The sequence below is a fragment of the Alistipes sp. genome, assembly GCF_048465575.1.
Classification (GTDB): Bacteria; Bacteroidota; Bacteroidia; order Bacteroidales; family Rikenellaceae; genus Alistipes.
Map to the genome: position 1 here is coordinate 1 of NZ_DBFWLG010000029.1, position 17210 is coordinate 17210.

Annotated in this window: 13 protein-coding genes and 1 tRNA gene; 6 read left to right on the forward strand and 8 right to left on the reverse strand. The window is 63.0% G+C overall.

Going from position 1 to position 17210, the window contains the following annotated elements; all coding sequences use genetic code 11:
• The 3 genes from ACMQ11_RS08000 to ACMQ11_RS08010 all read right to left on the reverse strand — a co-directional run.
• On the reverse strand, positions 1–1227 hold a 1227-nt coding region (locus tag ACMQ11_RS08000; protein WP_418992241.1), incomplete at its 3' end, for a DEAD/DEAH box helicase.
• Between the two features lie 31 nt (positions 1228–1258).
• Complete coding sequence (gene miaB, locus ACMQ11_RS08005) at positions 1259–2617, reverse strand: tRNA (N6-isopentenyl adenosine(37)-C2)-methylthiotransferase MiaB (RefSeq protein ID WP_418992242.1); 1359 nt, start codon at positions 2615–2617, stop codon at positions 1259–1261.
• 44 nt (positions 2618–2661) lie between these two features.
• A complete protein-coding gene (locus ACMQ11_RS08010) occupies positions 2662–3651 on the reverse strand; it encodes a YitT family protein (protein ID WP_418992243.1) in 990 nt (329 codons plus the stop codon).
• 207 nt (positions 3652–3858) lie between these two features.
• Between ACMQ11_RS08010 and plsY the strand changes: the two genes are divergently transcribed.
• From plsY to ACMQ11_RS08030, 4 genes are all read left to right on the forward strand, one after another.
• The gene (gene plsY, locus ACMQ11_RS08015; RefSeq protein WP_418992244.1) at positions 3859–4560 is read left to right on the forward strand and encodes a glycerol-3-phosphate 1-O-acyltransferase PlsY; all 702 of its coding nucleotides are present in this window, start codon (positions 3859–3861) and stop codon (positions 4558–4560) included.
• A 22-nt stretch (positions 4561–4582) separates the two neighbouring features.
• Complete coding sequence (locus ACMQ11_RS08020) at positions 4583–6283, forward strand: AMP-binding protein (protein WP_418992245.1); 1701 nt, start codon at positions 4583–4585, stop codon at positions 6281–6283.
• 260 nt (positions 6284–6543) lie between these two features.
• A complete protein-coding gene (locus tag ACMQ11_RS08025) occupies positions 6544–7614 on the forward strand; it encodes a sensor histidine kinase (RefSeq protein WP_418992246.1) in 1071 nt (356 codons plus the stop codon).
• Positions 7607–8344 carry a LytR/AlgR family response regulator transcription factor gene (locus ACMQ11_RS08030; protein WP_418992247.1) on the forward strand — a complete coding sequence of 246 codons (738 nt, stop codon included), beginning with the start codon at positions 7607–7609 and terminating at the stop codon, positions 8342–8344. Before ACMQ11_RS08025 ends, ACMQ11_RS08030 begins: the two co-directional genes overlap by 8 nt.
• 11 nt (positions 8345–8355) lie before the next feature.
• Here ACMQ11_RS08030 and ACMQ11_RS08035 read toward each other — a convergent pair whose 3' ends face one another.
• On the reverse strand, positions 8356–8802 hold the full coding sequence (locus ACMQ11_RS08035) for a type I restriction enzyme HsdR N-terminal domain-containing protein (RefSeq protein ID WP_418992248.1): 447 nt from the start codon (positions 8800–8802) through the stop codon (positions 8356–8358).
• Positions 8803–8852: 50 nt separating this feature from the next.
• Between ACMQ11_RS08035 and ACMQ11_RS08040 the strand changes: the two genes are divergently transcribed.
• A complete protein-coding gene (locus ACMQ11_RS08040) occupies positions 8853–10157 on the forward strand; it encodes a glycoside hydrolase family 2 TIM barrel-domain containing protein (RefSeq protein ID WP_418992249.1) in 1305 nt (434 codons plus the stop codon).
• A gap of 91 nt (positions 10158–10248) precedes the next feature.
• Positions 10249–10321: transfer RNA gene (locus ACMQ11_RS08045), tRNA-Lys, on the forward strand.
• A gap of 272 nt (positions 10322–10593) precedes the next feature.
• On the opposite strand, the gene ACMQ11_RS08050 is transcribed toward ACMQ11_RS08045, so the two are convergent.
• The 4 genes from ACMQ11_RS08050 to ACMQ11_RS08065 are packed head-to-tail and all read right to left on the reverse strand — an operon-like array spanning position 10594 to position 17210.
• Positions 10594–12534 carry a hypothetical protein gene (locus ACMQ11_RS08050; protein WP_418992250.1) on the reverse strand — a complete coding sequence of 647 codons (1941 nt, stop codon included), beginning with the start codon at positions 12532–12534 and terminating at the stop codon, positions 10594–10596.
• A 5-nt stretch (positions 12535–12539) separates the two neighbouring features.
• Positions 12540–14897 carry a hypothetical protein gene (locus tag ACMQ11_RS08055; RefSeq protein ID WP_418992251.1) on the reverse strand — a complete coding sequence of 786 codons (2358 nt, stop codon included), beginning with the start codon at positions 14895–14897 and terminating at the stop codon, positions 12540–12542.
• A gap of 11 nt (positions 14898–14908) precedes the next feature.
• Positions 14909–15559, reverse strand: a complete 651-nt coding sequence (locus ACMQ11_RS08060; protein ID WP_418992252.1) for a hypothetical protein — start codon at positions 15557–15559, stop codon at positions 14909–14911.
• 1 nt (position 15560) lies between these two features.
• Entirely contained in the window at positions 15561–17210 is a 1650-nt protein-coding gene (locus ACMQ11_RS08065) for a RagB/SusD family nutrient uptake outer membrane protein (RefSeq protein ID WP_418992253.1), read from the reverse strand.

A 17210-nucleotide genomic window follows, 5' to 3' on the forward strand; every position in this document is an offset into this window, starting at 1 on the left:
GCCCGAGCCGCCCGAACGTCCGCCGTTGCGGCCCCCGCCCCGGCCCCCGCGGCCGAAGCGGCCCCGGTTCTCGTCGGGCGCATAGCGGGGCCCCTCGCCCACCGAGGCGGGGAGTTCGGCCTTGCGAATGTCCCGCTCGATGAATTTCTCGATCTGGTGGAACTTGCCCTGCTCCTCCTCGTTGACGAACGTCACGGCGGCGCCCGAAGCGGCGGCGCGGGCCGTGCGGCCGATGCGGTGGATGTAGTCCTCGGGGTCGTGCGGCACGTCGTAATTGACGACCATGCCGATGTCCTCGACGTCGATGCCGCGCGCCACGATGTCCGTGGCCACGAGGATCGAAATCTTGTTGTTGCGGAACGCGAGCATCACCTCCTCGCGCTGCGCCTGCTCCAGGTCGGAGTGCATGGCCGCCACGTCGAGCCCCATGCGCTTCAGGGTGTGGGCCAGCTCCTTGACCTTGAGTTTCGACGAGGAGAAGATGATCGTCTTCGACCCCGACGGCTCGGCGAACATTTCGCGGATGATGCCCAGTTTCTGGTTCTCGTAGCAGACGTAGGCCGCCTGGTCGATGGCCTCGTTGGGCTTCGAGATGGCGATGTTGACCTCGGCGGGGTTGTGCAGGATCGAGCGGGCCAGTTCGCGGATCTTCGGGGGCAGCGTGGCCGAGAACATGATCGTCTGGCGCTCCTTGGGGAGGTAGGAGATGATCTGCATGATGTCCTCCGAGAAGCCCATGTCGAGCATCCGGTCGGCCTCGTCGAGGATCAGCACCTCGACGTGCGAGAGGTCGACGCCGCTGTTCTGCAAGTGCGAAATCATGCGGCCCGGTGTGGCCACGACCACGTCGGAGCCCATCAGCATCCCCCGTTTCTGCACGTCCCAGCCCTTGCCGTCGCCGCCGCCGTAGACGACGGTCGTCGAGATGGGCGCGTAGTACGAGAAGCCCTGGAACTGCTGGTCGATCTGCTGCGCCAGCTCGCGCGTGGGCACGATGATCAGCGATTTGACCACATTGTCCGGATTGCCTTCTATCAGCAGTTTATTCAGCAGCGGCAGCGTGTAGGCCGCCGTCTTGCCCGTGCCGGTCTGAGCGCAGCCGATCAGGTCGCGGCCCGAGAGGATCACCGGGATGGTGTGCTCCTGCACGGGGGTCATCTCGCTGAAATTCATATCGTAAAGTCCGTCGAGGATCTCTTCCTCCAAATCAAGTTCGTCGAATTGCATGTGGAAAGGTGTAATTTTTAATTCTTAATTTTTAATTTCCTTGTTCGGTGATCGGATCACCGAACAAGGTCGCCGCCGTGCAGCCCGTGATGCGCACGCGCACGTAGTCGCCCACGCGGTGCGTCCCGCGGTCGAAGACCACGACCTTGTTCTGCGACGTGCGGCCCGAGAGCTGGCGCTCGTCGCGTTTGGAGGTGCCCTCGACCAACACCTCGAACTCGCGGCCCACGTCGCGCAGGTTGCTCCGATGGCCCAGTTCGTTCTGCAAGGCGATTATTTCGGAAAGGCGCCGCGACTTGATCTCCTCGGGCACGTCGTCGGGGAGGTGCTTCGAGGCGAACGTGCCGGGGCGCTCGGAGTATTTGAACATGTAGGCGAAATCGTACCCCACCTCGCGCATCAGGGAGAGGGTTTCGAGGTGCTCCTCCGCGGTCTCGCCCGAGAAGCCGGCGATCAGGTCGGTGGTGACGGCGCAGTCGGGCATTCGCTGCCGGATGGCGGCGATGCGGTCCAGATACCACGCGCGGGTGTATTTGCGGTTCATACGCGCGAGCATCGACGACGAACCCGACTGCGCCGGGAGGTGGATCGCCCGGCAGATGTTGGGCATGGAGGCCATCGTGTCGAGCAGACGGTCGCTCATGTCTTTGGGGTGCGAGGTGGCGAAGCGGACCCGCAAAAGGGGCGAAATCTCCGCCACGCGGCGCACGAGGTCCGGAAAGCCGACCTCCCCGAAGCGGTAGGAGTTGACGTTCTGCCCGAGCAATGTTACCTCCCGGTAACCGTTCTCGAAGAGGCTGCGGGCCTCGGCCACGACGGTCGCGGCATCGCGGCTGCGCTCGCGGCCCCGGGTGTAGGGCACCACGCAGTAGGCGCAGTAGTTGTCGCAGCCGCGCATGATCGACACGAAAGCGCTCACGCCGTTGCGGTCGAGCCGGACGGGTGCGATCCCGGCATAGGTCTCCTCGGCCGAGAGCAGCACGTTGACCCCCTTGCCGCCCGCCTCGGCTTGGCGCACCAGACGAGGCAGATCGCGGTAGGCGTCGGGGCCGGCCACGACATCCACGCCGTGCGCGCCCTCCAGCAGCTGCTCTTTGAGCCGCTCGGCCATGCAGCCGATCACCCCCACGACGAGCCCCGGACGCTCGCGGCGGCAGCGTTTCAACTCCGCCAGACGGCCCCGGATGCGCTGCTCGGCGTTGTCGCGGATCGAGCAGGTGTTCAAGAGGATGACATCCGCCTCGTCGATCCGCTCGGTATGGACATACCCCTCCCGCTGCATCACGGCGACCACGATCTCCGTGTCGCCCACGTTCATCTGGCAGCCGTAGGTCTCGACGTAGAGTTTGCGTCCGGCTCCGTGGAGAGGTCTTAACGTATTGATTTCCAATTCTTAATTTTTAATTCTTAATTCTTAATTGCGGATTTGCGCAGCTACTCCGCCTTGATCTCGTTCTTGTCGGGGAACTGCTTGAACCCCTCGCCGAACGTCTCGTAGGCGTCGGTCACCACGACGAACGCACGGGGGTCGATCTCCTTGATCTTGTGCTGCACGACGTGGACCTCCTTGCGGCTGATGACCAGGAAGATCATGTCGCGCGAGGCGTCGGTGTACATGCCTTTGGACTTGATGTAGGTGGCGCTGCGGTCCAGGTCGTCGATGATGAATCGCTTAAGCTGGTCGTGGTGGTCGCTGATGATGAAGAGCAGCTTGTCGTACGAGGCGCCGTCCAGCAGGTAGGCCACCACGCGCGAGGAGATCCAGATCGTGATGAGCGAATAGAGCGTCAGCATCCAGCCGTTCGAGGCCGCCTCGCCCGTACCCACGCCGAAGCCGATGACCGCAAGACCCGACAGCACGACGAACCCGTCGGCCAGGAAGATGCCCGTCGAGAACTTGATGCCCGCGAATTTCTGCAACAGCATGCCCAGGATGTCGGTGCCGCCCGTGGTGGCCTGCTGCCGCACGACCAGCCCCTGCCCCACGCCGACCACCACGGCGCCGATGACGCACGTCAGAAGCAGGTCGTGCGAGAGATCGAGCCGGCCGCCCAGCAGCAGCGCGGGGTCGAGCGACTCGACCGCCTCGGCCGACGGGTAGACCAGCCGCGTGAGGACGTTCATGAAGCCGGGGGTGTAGAGCGCCGCCAGGACCGTGCGGGTGCCGAACTGCCCGCCGAAGACGAGCAGGGCGGTGAACATCAGCGGAATGTCGAACATGTAGCCGAACGTTCCGACCTGGATCGAGGGGAAGATGTTGTGCAGGACGATACCCATGCCGTAGACGCCGCCCGGCACGAAATTGTAGGGGTTGATGAAGAGCACGAACCCGGCGCCCATGATCGAGCAGCCCACAAAAATCAGGATCCACGACCGCCACCAGGCCCACGAACCCATCGGTTCGAGCAATGCTTTCGTATTCATGCGAGTATCGTTTTAACGGTTCGGGGCAGCAGCGCCGGCATTCGTCGCCGGACGGCGGGACGGCGGCTGTCCACGCGGAAAATTATTTGTGCAAAGATAGCAAATTCCCCCGAAAAGCCGCTACGCACACCCCGTTTTTTCGCCGTGCGGATACGAATATCGAATTTTTAATTATATTTGCATTACTAAACCCAATTCCGAATCGGCATGATCCTGACATACTACACCGCTACCACCATGATTATCATCGCCTATCTGCTGGGCTCGATACCGAGCGCCGTGTGGATCGGCAAGAAATATTACGGCATCGACATCCGCGAACACGGCTCGAAAAACGCCGGCACGACCAACATGCTGCGCGTCCTGGGCCGCCGGGCGGCGCTGCCGGTCTTCGCGCTCGATTTTCTCAAGGGGTTCGTCGCCGTGACGCTGATCGAGATGCTCAAATACGACGAGAACGTGAACGACATGTGGCTTATCAACATCAAGATCATCGCCGTCTTCGCCGCCGTGCTCGGGCATATCTTCCCCATTTTCGCCGGATTCCGCGGCGGCAAGGGCGTGGCCACGCTCGTGGGCGCCGTGACGGGCATCTACCCGCCGGTGGCGCTGCTGTGCTTCGGGGTGTGGTTCGTGGTGCTGATGGTCTCGCACTACGTCTCGCTGGCGTCGATGGTGGCCGGCTGCTGTTTCCCCGTCTTCACGCTCGTCTCGCCCAAGGTCAACCAGTCGGTGCCGTTCGTGGTCTTCTCGTTCGTGATCGCCGTGCTGCTGATCTTCACCCACCGCAAGAATATCGAACGCCTCACCCGGGGTACCGAATCGAAAATCTATATCTGGAAACCGCGGCGCATAAAAACCGGCGACACGCCCCCGCACGGCAAAGACCGGAGCGATGCGCCCCGTTAGTTCCGCCTAAAACGACCCGACCATGTTAGAGGAGAACCTGATAAAGCTCTACGAACGCAGCTTCCGTGAAAACCGTGAAATGCCGGCGCTGACCGACTATTTCAAAAACGAGGATTTCTCGTACTACGAGATGGCCAAGGAGATCGCCAAGCTGCATCTTCTGTTCAAAAAGGCCGGGATCAAGCCCGGCGACAAGATCGCGCTGATCGGCCGCAACAACCCCCGCTGGTGCATCACCTACATCGGCACGATCACCTACGGCGCGGTGATCGTCCCCATCTTGCAGGATTTCACCCCCGCGGACATCATCCACATCGTCAACCACTCCGAAAGCCGCCTGCTCTTTCTGGGCGACAATTTCTGGGACGTGATCGAGGAGGAGCAGATCCGGCAGATCGAAGCGGTCTTCTCGCTTACGGATTTCCACGTCATCTACGAGCGGAACGGCAAGTCGCTTCAGAAATTCCAGCGCGACATCCTCAAGAACTACCGCTCGCGCTACCCGCGGGGCTTCAGCATCAACGACATCAAGTACCCCGAAATACCCAACGACCAGGTGATTCTGCTCAATTACACCTCGGGAACGACGGGCTACTCGAAAGGGGTGATGCTCACGGTGAACAACCTCACGGGCAACGTCCTGTTCGCCATGTCGGCACTCAACACGCAGACCGGGCAGCTCTATTTCCAGAAAGGCGGCCGCACCCTCTCGTTCCTGCCGCTGGCCCACGCCTACGGCTGCGCGTTCGACTTTCTGGCTCCGCTGGCCGTCGGAGGGCACATCACCCTGCTGGGCAAGATCCCCTCGCCCAAGATTCTGCTCGAAGCCATGTCGGTCGTGCGGCCCACCATCATCTGCTGCGTGCCGATGATTCTGGAAAAGGTCTACCGCAAGCAGGTGCTGCCGCTGCTCGAAAAGAAACCCATGTCGATCGCCATGAAGCTCCCGCTTCTGAACGCGGCCATCCACACGGTCATCCGCAAGAAACTCATGGAGGCTTTCGGCGGCAACGTTTCGATCTTCATCGTGGGCGGGGCACCGATGAACCAGGAGACCGAGGCGTTCCTGATGAAGATCCGCTTCCCGATCACCATCGGCTACGGCATGACCGAGTGCGCGCCGCTGATCAGTTTCGCCCCCGACAACGAGTTCAAGGCCGGTTCGTGCGGCCGCTACATCCGCGAAATGCTCGAGGTGAAGATCGACTCGCCCGATCCGGAGCACGTCGCCGGCGAGATCATCGTCCGTGGCGAGCACGTGATGAAAGGGTACTACAAGAACGACAAGGACACCCGCAAGGTGCTCGACGACGACGGCTGGCTCCACACGGGCGACATGGGCACGATGGAGGCCGACGGCACGCTCTACATCCGCGGCCGGTCGAAGACCATGATCCTCTCGGGCAACGGCCAGAACATCTACCCCGAGGAGATCGAGGACAAGCTCAACAACATGTACCTGGTGCTCGAATCGCTGGTCGTCGACACCGGAAACGGCCGCCTGAAAGCGCTGGTGGTGCCCGACTACGAACAGGCCGAGAACGAGGAGGTGGACAAGAACGACCTCCCCGGGATCATGCAGAACAACATGGAGGAGCTGAACGCCCAGCTGGCGGCCTACGAACGCATTTCGGAGATCGTGCTCTACCCCACCGAGTTCGAAAAGACCCCCAAGCGCAGCATCAAGCGCTACCTCTACAACCCGTCGCTGCTCAGCAAGTAAGCGTATTATCCACGGGGCGGGCCGAGAGAGCGGCCCGCTGCCTCGCAAGAACAGAGTCGGAGCTAAATACAACAAGAAAGGGTCGGGACGACACAACAGGAAAGGTTCGGGAACGAACAAAGCGTGCGGTGCCCGCGTGTTGCTGTTATGCTCAATCCATTGCGAAAACCTCCTTTTACAACATCCGCCGCACCCGGTCCGCAAGGCCGGGTGTTGTGCCCGGGGCATTCGGTTCCGGACTTTTTTGCTATATTTGGGGCATGAAAATCACCAAGAAGCAAACCATCGGCGAAAACCTCCTGTACGTGATGGTCTGGTCGGCCATCATCCTGGTGCCGGTGCTCAACTCGCAGATGATGTCCGAGATGCACGTCAACATCGAGAACGTGCTGATCGCCTGGCGGCAGATCGCCCCCTATCTGATCATCTTCCTGGTCCACAACTCCTACCTGGCGCCGCGCTACATGCTCCGCCACCGTTACTGGAAATACCTGGCTACCAACCTCCTGCTCGTAATCGGCGTCTTCTCGCTGGTCTACCTCTACGAGGAGCACCTGGCCCGCAACCTCATTCCGGTCATCTCGGAGGGCGCCTCGGAGGCCTACCGCATGGCCTCGTTCACCAACCTCGAAATCTACTGGAACGTCATCCTGGCCCTCTTCATGACCGGAGCCAATTCGGGCATCAAACTCATGTACCAGTCCATCCGCGACGAGCAGCAGATGGAGCTCCTCAAGCAGCAGAACCTCCAGGCCGAAATGGACTATCTGAAATACCAGATCAACCCCCATTTCTTCATGAACACGCTCAACAACATCCACGCGCTGATCGACATCGACACCGAGTCGGCCAAGAACGCCGTGATCGAGCTGTCGAAGATGATGCGCTACGTTCTCTACGATTCGGGGCGCGAGATCATATCGCTCAACCGCGACATCCAGTTTCTGAAGAACTACATCGAACTGATGCGCATCCGCTACACGGATGCCATCGACATCCGGCTCGAATACCCGGCCGACCTGCCCGAAACGGTCTCGATTCCGCCCCTGCTCCTGATCGTCTTCGTGGAAAACGCATTCAAGCACGGCGTCAGTTACAGCCGCCCGTCGTTCATCCGCCTGCGCATCGACTATGCGGACGGCACGGTCACGAGCGTGATCGCCAACAGCCTCCACGCCCACCGCAACGACGCCCACGCAGCGGGCATCGGGCTGGAAAACGTCCGCAAGCGGCTCTCGCTGATCTACGGCGAGCGGGGCTACACGCTCGACATCCGCGAAGAGAAAGGAACCTACACAGTCAAACTCGTAATCCCCACGCTCCATGCTTAAATGTATCGCCATCGACGACGAGCCGCTGGCTCTGCGTCAGCTGACCGCCTACATCTCGAAGATTCCCTACCTCGAACTGACGGCTACCTGCAACAACGCCCTCGAAGCGCAGCAGTTGCTCCCGGCGCACCATGCGGACCTGATCTTCGTGGACATCAACATGCCCGACCTCAGCGGCGTGGAGTTCGTCCGCTCGCTCACCGAACGGCCGATGGTGATCTTCACCACGGCCTATTCGGAGTATGCGGTCGAGGGATTCAAGCTCGACGCCGTGGACTACCTGCTCAAACCGTTCAGCTTCGCCGATTTCAGCCGTTCGGCGGCCAAAGCCAACTCGCTCTACGAACTGCGGCACAACCAGCGGCCGGCCGAAAGCCTGGCCGAGGCGCTGCCCAAAGACCGGGAATACATCTCCGTCAAGGCCGACTACAAGGTCTCGCTCATCAAGATCACCGACATCGTCTACCTCGAAAGCGAGGGCGAGTACGTCCGGATGCACCTGGCGGACTCCTCGACGATCACTACGCTCTTCCGCCTCAAGAACATGGAGGCGGCGCTGCCGTCGGAGCTCTTCATGCGCGTGCACCGCTCCTACATCGTCAACCTGCGCGCGATCAAGGCCTATGTCAAGGGGCGGGTCTACCTCAGCGACACGGAGTACGTGCCCATCGGCGAGAACTACAAGGAGGCTTTCCAGCACTACATCGAGCGGAATTTCAAGAATCTGTAAGCGGGGAGGCGCTACCTCAGCGCCGGGAAGCCGGACAACTGCACGTAGCGCCCGTCGCGGTATTCGCAGCAGTAGTGCACCAGCCCGTTGGTCAGCACCAGGTAGCGCGCACCGAGCACCGAGTTGTAGCGCACGGCCTGCGCGAGGGTCCGCTCGCCGACCGCCACGTCCGGAGCCTTGCATTCGGCCACCAGCAGCGGCTCGGCCCGGTCGCCGACGACCACCACGTCGGCCCGCTGCGGCTGCCCGTTGAGCCGGACGGCATACTCCTCGACGATGCGTTTGGGCTGCACGCCGCAGTGCGTCACCAGGTAGGCGACCAGGTGCCGCCGCACCCACTCCTCGGGCGTGAGGACGAGGTACGTGCCCCGCAGGTCGTCCCACACCTCGACCTGCCCGTCGCGGCGGCGGGCCCTGAGGCGGATGGCAGGAAAATTGAGTTTGGGGAGGCCGGGCATCGCAGTATCGAAAAAAATCAGTATCTTTCGGAGCACAAATATACGAACTTATGCGCAGTATCATCCCGATCATAGCCCTTTTTTCGCTCTGCGGCGCCGTGGCGCAGGAGTATGCACCGACCTGCGGCCGCGAGTTGCCCCGCGGCGAACTCCTCGCCTACCCCACCGCGCAGGAAGCCACCGCCGCCGACGGGGGCGACAACCGCTATTTCACCCGCCTTACGGAGTGGACCCGCGACGGCAGCATCTTCTCGACGCCTTTCACCGTGCCGTTCGCCTGGGCCAACCGGCAGGTGCTCTTCTACCTGGAATGGGCTTCGGCCGACTACGAAATCCGCGTGAACGGCCGCACGGTGGCGCGCAACGCCGATGCCAACGCCCCCGCGGAGTTCAACCTCACGCGCTCCGTCCACGAGGGGCGCAACACGATCGAGATCGTCCTCTCGGCCCCCTCCGCTGTTGCGCCGCTCGAAAGCTGGAAAGAGGCCCCAGCGCCGGCTATCGGGCCGGCCTGGGTGATGAGCCAGCCCACGATGCGCATTCGCGACGTCGTGGTCAAGACGTGGCGCGGCAACGACGCCGACAGCACGGCGATGGCGGAGGTGGGGATCGTGGTCAAGAGCGACGCACTCAATCCGCGCACCTCGCGCATCTGGTACGAACTCCTGACGCCCGCGGGCGAAACGGCCGCCACGGAACACGCGGACCTCACGCTCGACATGCGGCGCGAAGACACGGTGCGCCTGCTGGCCCGCATTCCCGACAACCTGTTGTGGAGTCCCGAGCTGCCCACGCAGTACACGCTCCGGCTGAAGACGCAGCACGAGGGGCGCTACACCGAATACCAGGAGCACCGGCTTGGGTTCCGGACCGTCGAACTGAAAGAGGGAACGCTGCATGTGAACGGACGGCCCGTCCGGCTGCGCGTCCGCGAGGTCCCCGCGGCCATCGACCGCAACCAAATCGCCGCCCTGCGCGAGCAGGGATACAATACGCTCAAGCTGCTGCCCGGTCCCGTGTCACCCGCACTTTACGACATCTGCGACGTGCAGGGTATGTACGTCATCGCCCAGGCCCCGGTCGACACCCGCCGCAGCGGAGAGTCGCGCCGCAAGGGCGGAAACCCCTCCAACGATCCGGCCTGGCGGCAGGCCTACATCGAGCGTGCGCAGAACAGCTACCACACCGCCAAGCGCCACCCCTCGGTCATCGCCTTTTCGCTGGCCGTGCAGTCGGCCAACGGCATCAACCTCTACGAAAGTTACCTCGAGATGAAGCGCCTGGACGAACAGCGCCCGTTCATCTACCCCGAGGCCGGGGGCGAATGGAACAGCGACAAACTCACCCTGGAATAGGCCACGGCAGGCTTTTTGCGATACGAAATGTGAATTTTTTGCGGAAAAATTTGCAGAAATAAAAATTATACGTACCTTTGCACACGCAAATGCCTCTTTAGCTCAGTTGGTAGAGCACGACACTCTTAATGTTGGGGTCCAGGGTTCGAGCCCCTGAGGGGGTACGAAAGCGGAAAACGTAAGTTTTCCGCTTTTTTTGTACAAACAAACACAGAGAAACCTGTCGGCGAAAAAAAGAATTCACCGACAGGTTTTTGTCGTTCCAACACGTCGTAAGCACAATCCTGCTCCCGGCGTCCGAACAGCCCCACACGGGCACGGTCGTCCGCTGCCCTGCCGTCACTGAAGAGCGGGTGCAGGCGGATCTCGGCGCGGGCGGTCCCGCCGAGGACCGCCGCGCAGATCACAAATAAATTTCATCCGAGTTTCACAGGCTTTACTCCTTTACGCAGCGCACCGACTGTCCGTACGCCGCATTGAACTTGACATTCGTATTCACATAGGTCTTGCCCGAGGGTTCGATCTTCATGCCGCGCACGCTGACGTTGTTGTAGGTCATCGCCGACCAGAACGTGCCGCACTGCCCCATGTAGGAGAGGTAGCCGCCCGTATGGTCGCGGAAACCCGCAGCGGGATAGCCGGAGGTTCCGCCCGCACCCGTAAAGAGCACGCCGCTCAGCCCGGCAGACGAGCTCACGGGCAGCTGGGCCGCCCCGATGCCGGCATAGACCGTTCCGGTGAAATGGGGCACCTTGTACCCCGGAGGGCAGGGATCGTAGACGGTCTTCGTACTGGAGGCCGTGGCGTCGTTGTAGCCCCACAAAGTCACATACTGACCGAAATCGGAGTTGAACCAGCTCTGACCGCTGCCGCTGGCTTCGGCAGCGAAGCAGACGAAGTCCATCGGATGAGCCACCGCATAGGCCACCTCGCCGCCCGACGGCAGGTCGGTGTTCTTCACCAGCCGGAACGTATCCCCGCAAGCGGGATTGACCACGTAATCGGCCGTGGCGGTCGTGAATCCGGGCGTCTCCTCGCGCTTGACGCGGGTGCCGCTGTGGCGCGGTCCGACGAAGGGGTCCTTGCGCCCCCACTGGTAATAGAGCCCGTAGGAAAGATAGTCGTCCGTCTCGGTGGAGAGGGCGCCGAGGTTGCGGTCGAGCAGCTGGTAGCTCTTCGTCATGCCGTAATGCAGGTCGGCCGCCGGGTCGTCGGTGAGCCAGACATGCCAGCTCCACACGATTTCGCCCGCCTCGTCGAACGCCGCGATCACGGCGTTGCCCCGCTTTTCGCCGGCACGGAAGACGACCATGCCTTTCTCGTACCCCACGTCCGCAATCAGGTCCGCCTCGCTCATCCAGAGCCAGTCGACGCGCACCATGCCCCGAGGCTGCTCGCTGCCGTTGCCCATCGTGGGCCGGAACTTGTACTTGTCGGGGGCGGAGACGACATAGCAGTTGGCGGTGCCTCCGGCGCTCAGATCGACGCGGTATTCGCTGATCTCGGCGTCGCCCGAAGCGATCAGAGCGGCCAGATCGAGCCGGCATTCGCTCACGCGCGCCGATTCGAGGGCCACGGCCGGGCATGCGATGTCCACCACGCTTTTGTCGGTACACAGCAGTTGCACCTTGAACCGGGTATCGCCGAGGTCGGCGGCGCAGAGCGTGAACCAGACGGGACACGCCGCCCCGAGCGCAGGCGTATCGTCCAGCATCAGGGTGACCGAACGGCCGTTCGGCGGGACGATGACCCGATTCTGCTCCAGGTCGTAGATCATGCTGCCGACGACGGGGTGCACGGCTTCGAAGCGCACGCTTCGGAGCCGCTTCTCCGCAAGCGGGGTTCCCGTGGCATCCACGACGAGCCCGAGCACGGCGCAGGGGGTCGAGAACGCCAGTTCGGCCTCGCCCGAAGAGAGGTCGGCGGCGTCGGCGCGAGCCACCAGAAATCCGTGCCGCTTCACGTCGCAGCGACCCGCGGACTGCGTTTGCGCGGCCGGAATCTTCACCGAGAGGTATGAGGGATCGAACCCGCCGTTCTGCCGGTAGGCATAGAGGGCGCGCAGCGTGTGTGCGCGTTCGCCCGGAGCCGACGAGACCTCCCCCGCAAAGACCTCCGCGCCAGGGGAGTATGCGAAACGGAGGTTGTCGTCTGCGAAACGCGCGCTGCGGCTCCACAGCCCGAACGCATCGTCCCCGGTCCATTCGATCCGGCACGCCGCAACGGGCGTCGTACCGTCCGCCGCGAGCAGAGGCGTCGCCGCGGCGTGAATCCGCAGCGGCTGCGGCCGGGCTGCGGGCAGGCTTTCGTCGTCAGTGCAAGCGACGACGAGCACCCCCGAAAGCGCAGGAATCAGGATGTATTTGAAAATCGACATGACATTTATGGTTTTAGGGGTTGGTTTTTCAGGAAGAACAGCTCGGCCACATGCACGCCGCGTTCGCCCTCGTTGCAGCGCCACGTGAGCGTAATGCGTCCGTCGCGGGCCGCATCGGCGGGCAGGTCGAATTCGCGCACCACGTCGCCGTCGAGACGGATCGGTCCGTGCACCGTCTGCCCGTCGGCCTCGAGCTGCACGTGGCTCCGGAACTTGTTGGCTTCGCCGACGTAGACCACCCTGACGCGGTAGGTGGCGGCCGGGTCGAAGCCCTCGAACGTAAGGCGCAGCGGCCGGTCGTAATAGATGCCCGCCTGCGTCAGCCAGGCACGGGGAACGGGTTTGCCGTCGAAGCCGAGGTGGGTCATTACGAAGCCCTTTTTCATCTTGGCGCCCAGCCCGCAATGGGGCGTTTCCAGGTGCGAGGGATCGCGCTCCCAGGCCGCATCGATTCCCGCCACGTGCTCCGAGCTGAAATCCCCCAGGTTGTAGTAGATTCCGCCCTCGCCGGGGTCGGTGCGGTTCACCAGTCGGTCGATCGCGGCCACGCGCTCGCGGTTCGTGGGGAGGGCGTCGATCTCGTCCAGCCGCATTTCGATCCACTTGCGGTCGTTCAGCGGCAAGTCGATCTGGTCCATCAAGGGGCAGTGCTGGTACTCCATCGTCCAGCGGCCCTCGTCGCGGTAGACGGCTTCGTACAACGCGCGGCAGCGCTTTTCAAGTTCCTGCGCCACGGGTTTGCGGTCCGCCTCCGCGAGGATCTTCCGGGCCCGCGCTGCGGCGCCCGACGAGCCGCGCTTCGGCGCTTCGGCCAGCGCGGCAAAGGCCCGGCGTTCAATCTCCAGTTCGTGCAGCCAGCGCTGATAAATGTACGCATCGTAATGGGCCCGGAGCAGCGGCATGAGAAAACGCGGATTGCCCGTCGCCGCTTCTCCTGCGCGCTGCTCCATCGCCTGCCATTGCCCGAGTGTCGGCAGGATGCCCTCGTTTTCCGCGAGCGGGCCCGCGAGGTTGCGTTCCAGCGCGAAGATACCCTCGGTAAAGGCTTCGGCCAGGTCGGGTCCGATAAAGTAGCGGGCATAGTCGCGCACGGCCTCCCGTGCGGTCATCTCCGAGTCCCAGTCCTGCATCAGCCAGAAGAATTTGTGCAGATCGTCGTTGGTCCCCTCGGAGTAGGTCAGCGACCCAGCGCCCAGCGGGGCGAAAAGGTTGTGGATATGCTTCTGCTGCACGGGGGCGGGGTTGATGCAGATGCGGCCCAGGGTCATGGCCAGCGGCAGGTCGAGCGCCCGGGCGGGATACTGGCAGGCGTAGAGGTGCGTAATGTCGGGGAAATTGCGGATCGGCAGCTCGGGCCGGATCTTCGCACGCAGCTCCGCGAACGGCATGCGGCACCAGGGGCCGAAGACCACCCCATCGGCCCAATCGACGGCGTTGGCCCGGCGGCAGAACTCCTCGAAATAGCTCATCGGTGCATCGACGAAGTGCTGGGGGCTTAGCCACACCCGCGCTTCGGGGTGGTAGCGCTTGAGCAGCGCGACCTCCTTTTCGGAAAAGGCGAAGAAGCGTTCGAGCGTCAATTCGCCCGGGTCGCCGCTCTTCATGCACCAGTGGTCGATGGCCGGAAGCCGCCGGAAGATGTTTTCGCGCATGCGCAGCTCCGTGGCCTCGCCCTCGGCCGATTCGAAATCGGGCCCGTTGTCGTAGGTCACGATCCACACGTCCAGCCCGTAGGACTTGGCGATGCGGACGTAATCGGCGGGCACGTGGCGCAGCATCTCGATGCTGTTCATGCCGAAGAGGGCCAGTTCGCGCACGTACTGCTCGAAATTGTCCTTGGCCCACTGCTCGTCGGGCGACGCGGCGCGCGGCGAGGGGTGCAGCTCGTGCCCGCGGATGGCATACCGGGGCGTGGAGGAGAGGGGCGAAAAGTCGCGCAGGAGGAGGCTCCCGGGCCGCATGTCGCACAGACGCAGCAGGCGGCCCGCGCCGTACAATACGCCCCGCGGATCGTGGCCCGCGACCACCACGCGCTCGCCCGAGCGCAGCAGTTTGTACCCCTCGGGGCCCGTCGCGGGCAGGGCCCCGAGCGGCTCGGCCAGGTCGGGGAACCGGGCGAGCAGGTCGCACTCCAGGCCCAGCAGGATGCCGCATTCGTCGGCCGCATCGTCCACCGGGAGCCGCGACTGCGTGCGGCGGGCCGCCTGGTCGGAGAGCACCTCGGCGGACTTTCGGACAAGGGCATCGTCGCCCACGACCGCGATCCGAGCGCCGGAAAGGTCGATCGGGTCGGCAAAAAGCACGGTGTGTGCGCACACACCGACGACGAGAAAGGCTATTGGAAGAAATCGGTCGGGTTTCATCGTTTCGGGTTTTACTGGATGTTCAGACGTCGGTAGTAGCAGCGCGAGAGGGAGTAGATGCGGTACGTCCCGGCATCGTGGTTGAGGGCCGTGGCATGGAGCGTCTCTTCCGAGGCGGGGTCGATGCGGTTGACCGAAAGCGTCAGCCAGGCACAGCGCACATGGTCGAAATCCTCGTTGTTCAGAAGTTCGACGTAGAGTTTTTCGACCCCTTTGCGGGCGCGCGGGAAGCGGATGCTGTACCAGGTCAGCGTATCCCGCCTGACGGGTGTCATGACCCGTTTGTCGCTGTCCAGAATGTGGAAATCCACACCCGGAACAGCCAGCGAATCGGGGGTCGAGAACTCGTTGCGGGGCGGTTTCATCACCCCCATCTGACGGAGGAACCACGGCGAATTGCGCACATAGAGACGCACCTCGATGTCGTAGCCGCGCTCGGTTTCGGAGAGAAACTTGACAGGCAGTTCGATCAGCTCGGTGCTCGCGCGGTCGACGGTGATCGTGCGGTTCGAAAGGGTCGGATTGCCCTGGTCGTCGGCCTCGTAGTCGAAAGTGGCGTAGTACATGCGGTCGTAGCCCGCCGGGTAGTTGCGGTAGTCGTCTTCGCAGGCCGCCAGAAAGAGCGCGGCGGCCACGATCGGGAAAAACAGGTTCGTTTTCATTTCAGTCGGGCGTATATTTCCAGTTGGGGTTTTGAACGACCGCGCCGCGGCTCTGGGCGATGTCGTTGCTCGGAACGGGATAGAGGTAGTCCTTGGCCGGGTCGAAGAAGCGGCTGCCGCCCTCCTCGACCACCAGCACCTGTTGGGGCGTGAGTTTGTCTTCGAGCGAGCCGAGCGACGTGCCGCCCCACTCTCCGGCGATGAATCGGGCGCCGAGGATGTCCTGCGGCAGCAGCCGCTCGGCCTCTTTCCAGCGAATCAGATCGTCGTAGCGCAGCCCCTCGAGGGCCAGTTCCACCGCGCGTTCGCGCCGGAGTTCGGCACGCATGTCCAGACCGTTTTCGGCCACGAAAGCGTTCGTGAGGTGCGGCATGCCCGCCCGGTCGCGCAAGAGGTTGACCGTGCGGTCCAGGTCGTCATCCGAGATGGCGCCGTCGTATTCGAAGCGCGCTTCGGCATAGGTCACAAGCACCTCGGCATAGCGCAGCAGCGCGTAGTCGAGCGTACTGGGCTGGTCGGTCACGCCGTCGTTGCGGACCCACTTGCGGATTCCGAAGCCCGTGCGCGACTGCGCATAGGGCACGAAAGCCCCGAACTGGTAGGTAGTCTCACCGCGCCTCAGAAAGGTCTGTGCCAGGCGCGGATCGCGGCCGTCGAAATAGTCGTTGTAGGTGAGCTGCAACGCCGGATCGTCCACAAAAGGCAGCCCTGAATCCCGGAGGTAGAGGTTCAGGAAATTGCGCGAGACCCCGTAGTTGACGGCGTACTGGTAGGGGTAGTTGTGCGTCAGCAGCTGGGTCTCGCGGTATCCGTAGAGTTTGACCAGTATATGCTCCGAAGCTTCCTCGCCCGTATACTCGAAAAGGTCCTTGTAGGGCTGCGGACCCTTGGTGTAGAGCGCATGCTCGTTGTACCCGATCACCGAGTCGGCGGCTTCGCAGGCGATAAGGAGGTGTTCGCGGCCGTCGTCCACGCCGTGGAACTTGCGGCGCGTACCCTCGTAGAGGGCCGCGCGGGCCTTGAACGCCAGGGCCGCCGTGCGGGTGATGCGTCCGAACTCCTTGCTCACGCCGTTTTCGCCCGCGAGCGACGAGGGCAGCGGCAGGTCGCGGGCCGCGCGGTTCAGCTCGGTATAGATCAGTTCCATCACCTCTTCGCGCGTGGCGCGCGGACCGAAGAGGATCGGGTCGTCGATGTCGCCGGGCGTGCGGGTCAGGATGGGCACCCCGCCGAACTTGCAGACCAGCTGGTAGTAGGCACATGCGCGGAAAAAGTGCGCCTCGGCCACATAGCGGTCGATCTGCGAGGCCGTGGTGCCCCGGGCAGGCGCATGTTCGATGATGCGGTTGGCCCAGAAGACGGTCTTGTAGGGCACGGTCCAGTCGTCGCTCTTGGCCGGCACCTTGCGCGTCCCGGCGCTGATGTCGTCGGGATAGTTGTTGCGGAACAGATCGTCGGCGCGCGTATCGCCCCAGCGGTGGCCCAACAGGGCGTAGAGCTGGTTGGCGGCGTACTCGAATTCGTCCTCCGAGCGGGGATTCCAGAAATCCTTTTCGGCCATTGCGGTCTCGGGGAAGCGGTCGAGGTTGCAGCCCGCCGATCCGAAAACAAGCAGCATCGAAAACAGGAAATTGCGAATGATTCGTTTCAT

What these genes read in the sequence shown, in the direction of transcription:
- ACMQ11_RS08010 (WP_418992243.1), bottom strand. Translation starts at nt 3,651, where the DNA reads ATGAATACGAAAGCATTGCTCGAACCGATGGGTTCGTGGGCCTGGTGG.
- ACMQ11_RS08055 (WP_418992251.1), bottom strand. Translation starts at nt 14,897, where the DNA reads ATGAAACCCGACCGATTTCTTCCAATAGCCTTTCTCGTCGTCGGTGTG.
- ACMQ11_RS08020 (WP_418992245.1), top strand. Translation starts at nt 4,583, where the DNA reads ATGTTAGAGGAGAACCTGATAAAGCTCTACGAACGCAGCTTCCGTGAA.
- ACMQ11_RS08030 (WP_418992247.1), top strand. Translation starts at nt 7,607, where the DNA reads ATGCTTAAATGTATCGCCATCGACGACGAGCCGCTGGCTCTGCGTCAG.
- ACMQ11_RS08060 (WP_418992252.1), bottom strand. Translation starts at nt 15,559, where the DNA reads ATGAAAACGAACCTGTTTTTCCCGATCGTGGCCGCCGCGCTCTTTCTG.
- ACMQ11_RS08065 (WP_418992253.1), bottom strand. Translation starts at nt 17,210, where the DNA reads ATGAAACGAATCATTCGCAATTTCCTGTTTTCGATGCTGCTTGTTTTC.
- ACMQ11_RS08035 (WP_418992248.1), bottom strand. Translation starts at nt 8,802, where the DNA reads ATGCCCGGCCTCCCCAAACTCAATTTTCCTGCCATCCGCCTCAGGGCC.
- plsY (WP_418992244.1), top strand. Translation starts at nt 3,859, where the DNA reads ATGATCCTGACATACTACACCGCTACCACCATGATTATCATCGCCTAT.
- ACMQ11_RS08050 (WP_418992250.1), bottom strand. Translation starts at nt 12,534, where the DNA reads ATGTCGATTTTCAAATACATCCTGATTCCTGCGCTTTCGGGGGTGCTC.
- ACMQ11_RS08025 (WP_418992246.1), top strand. Translation starts at nt 6,544, where the DNA reads ATGAAAATCACCAAGAAGCAAACCATCGGCGAAAACCTCCTGTACGTG.
- ACMQ11_RS08040 (WP_418992249.1), top strand. Translation starts at nt 8,853, where the DNA reads ATGCGCAGTATCATCCCGATCATAGCCCTTTTTTCGCTCTGCGGCGCC.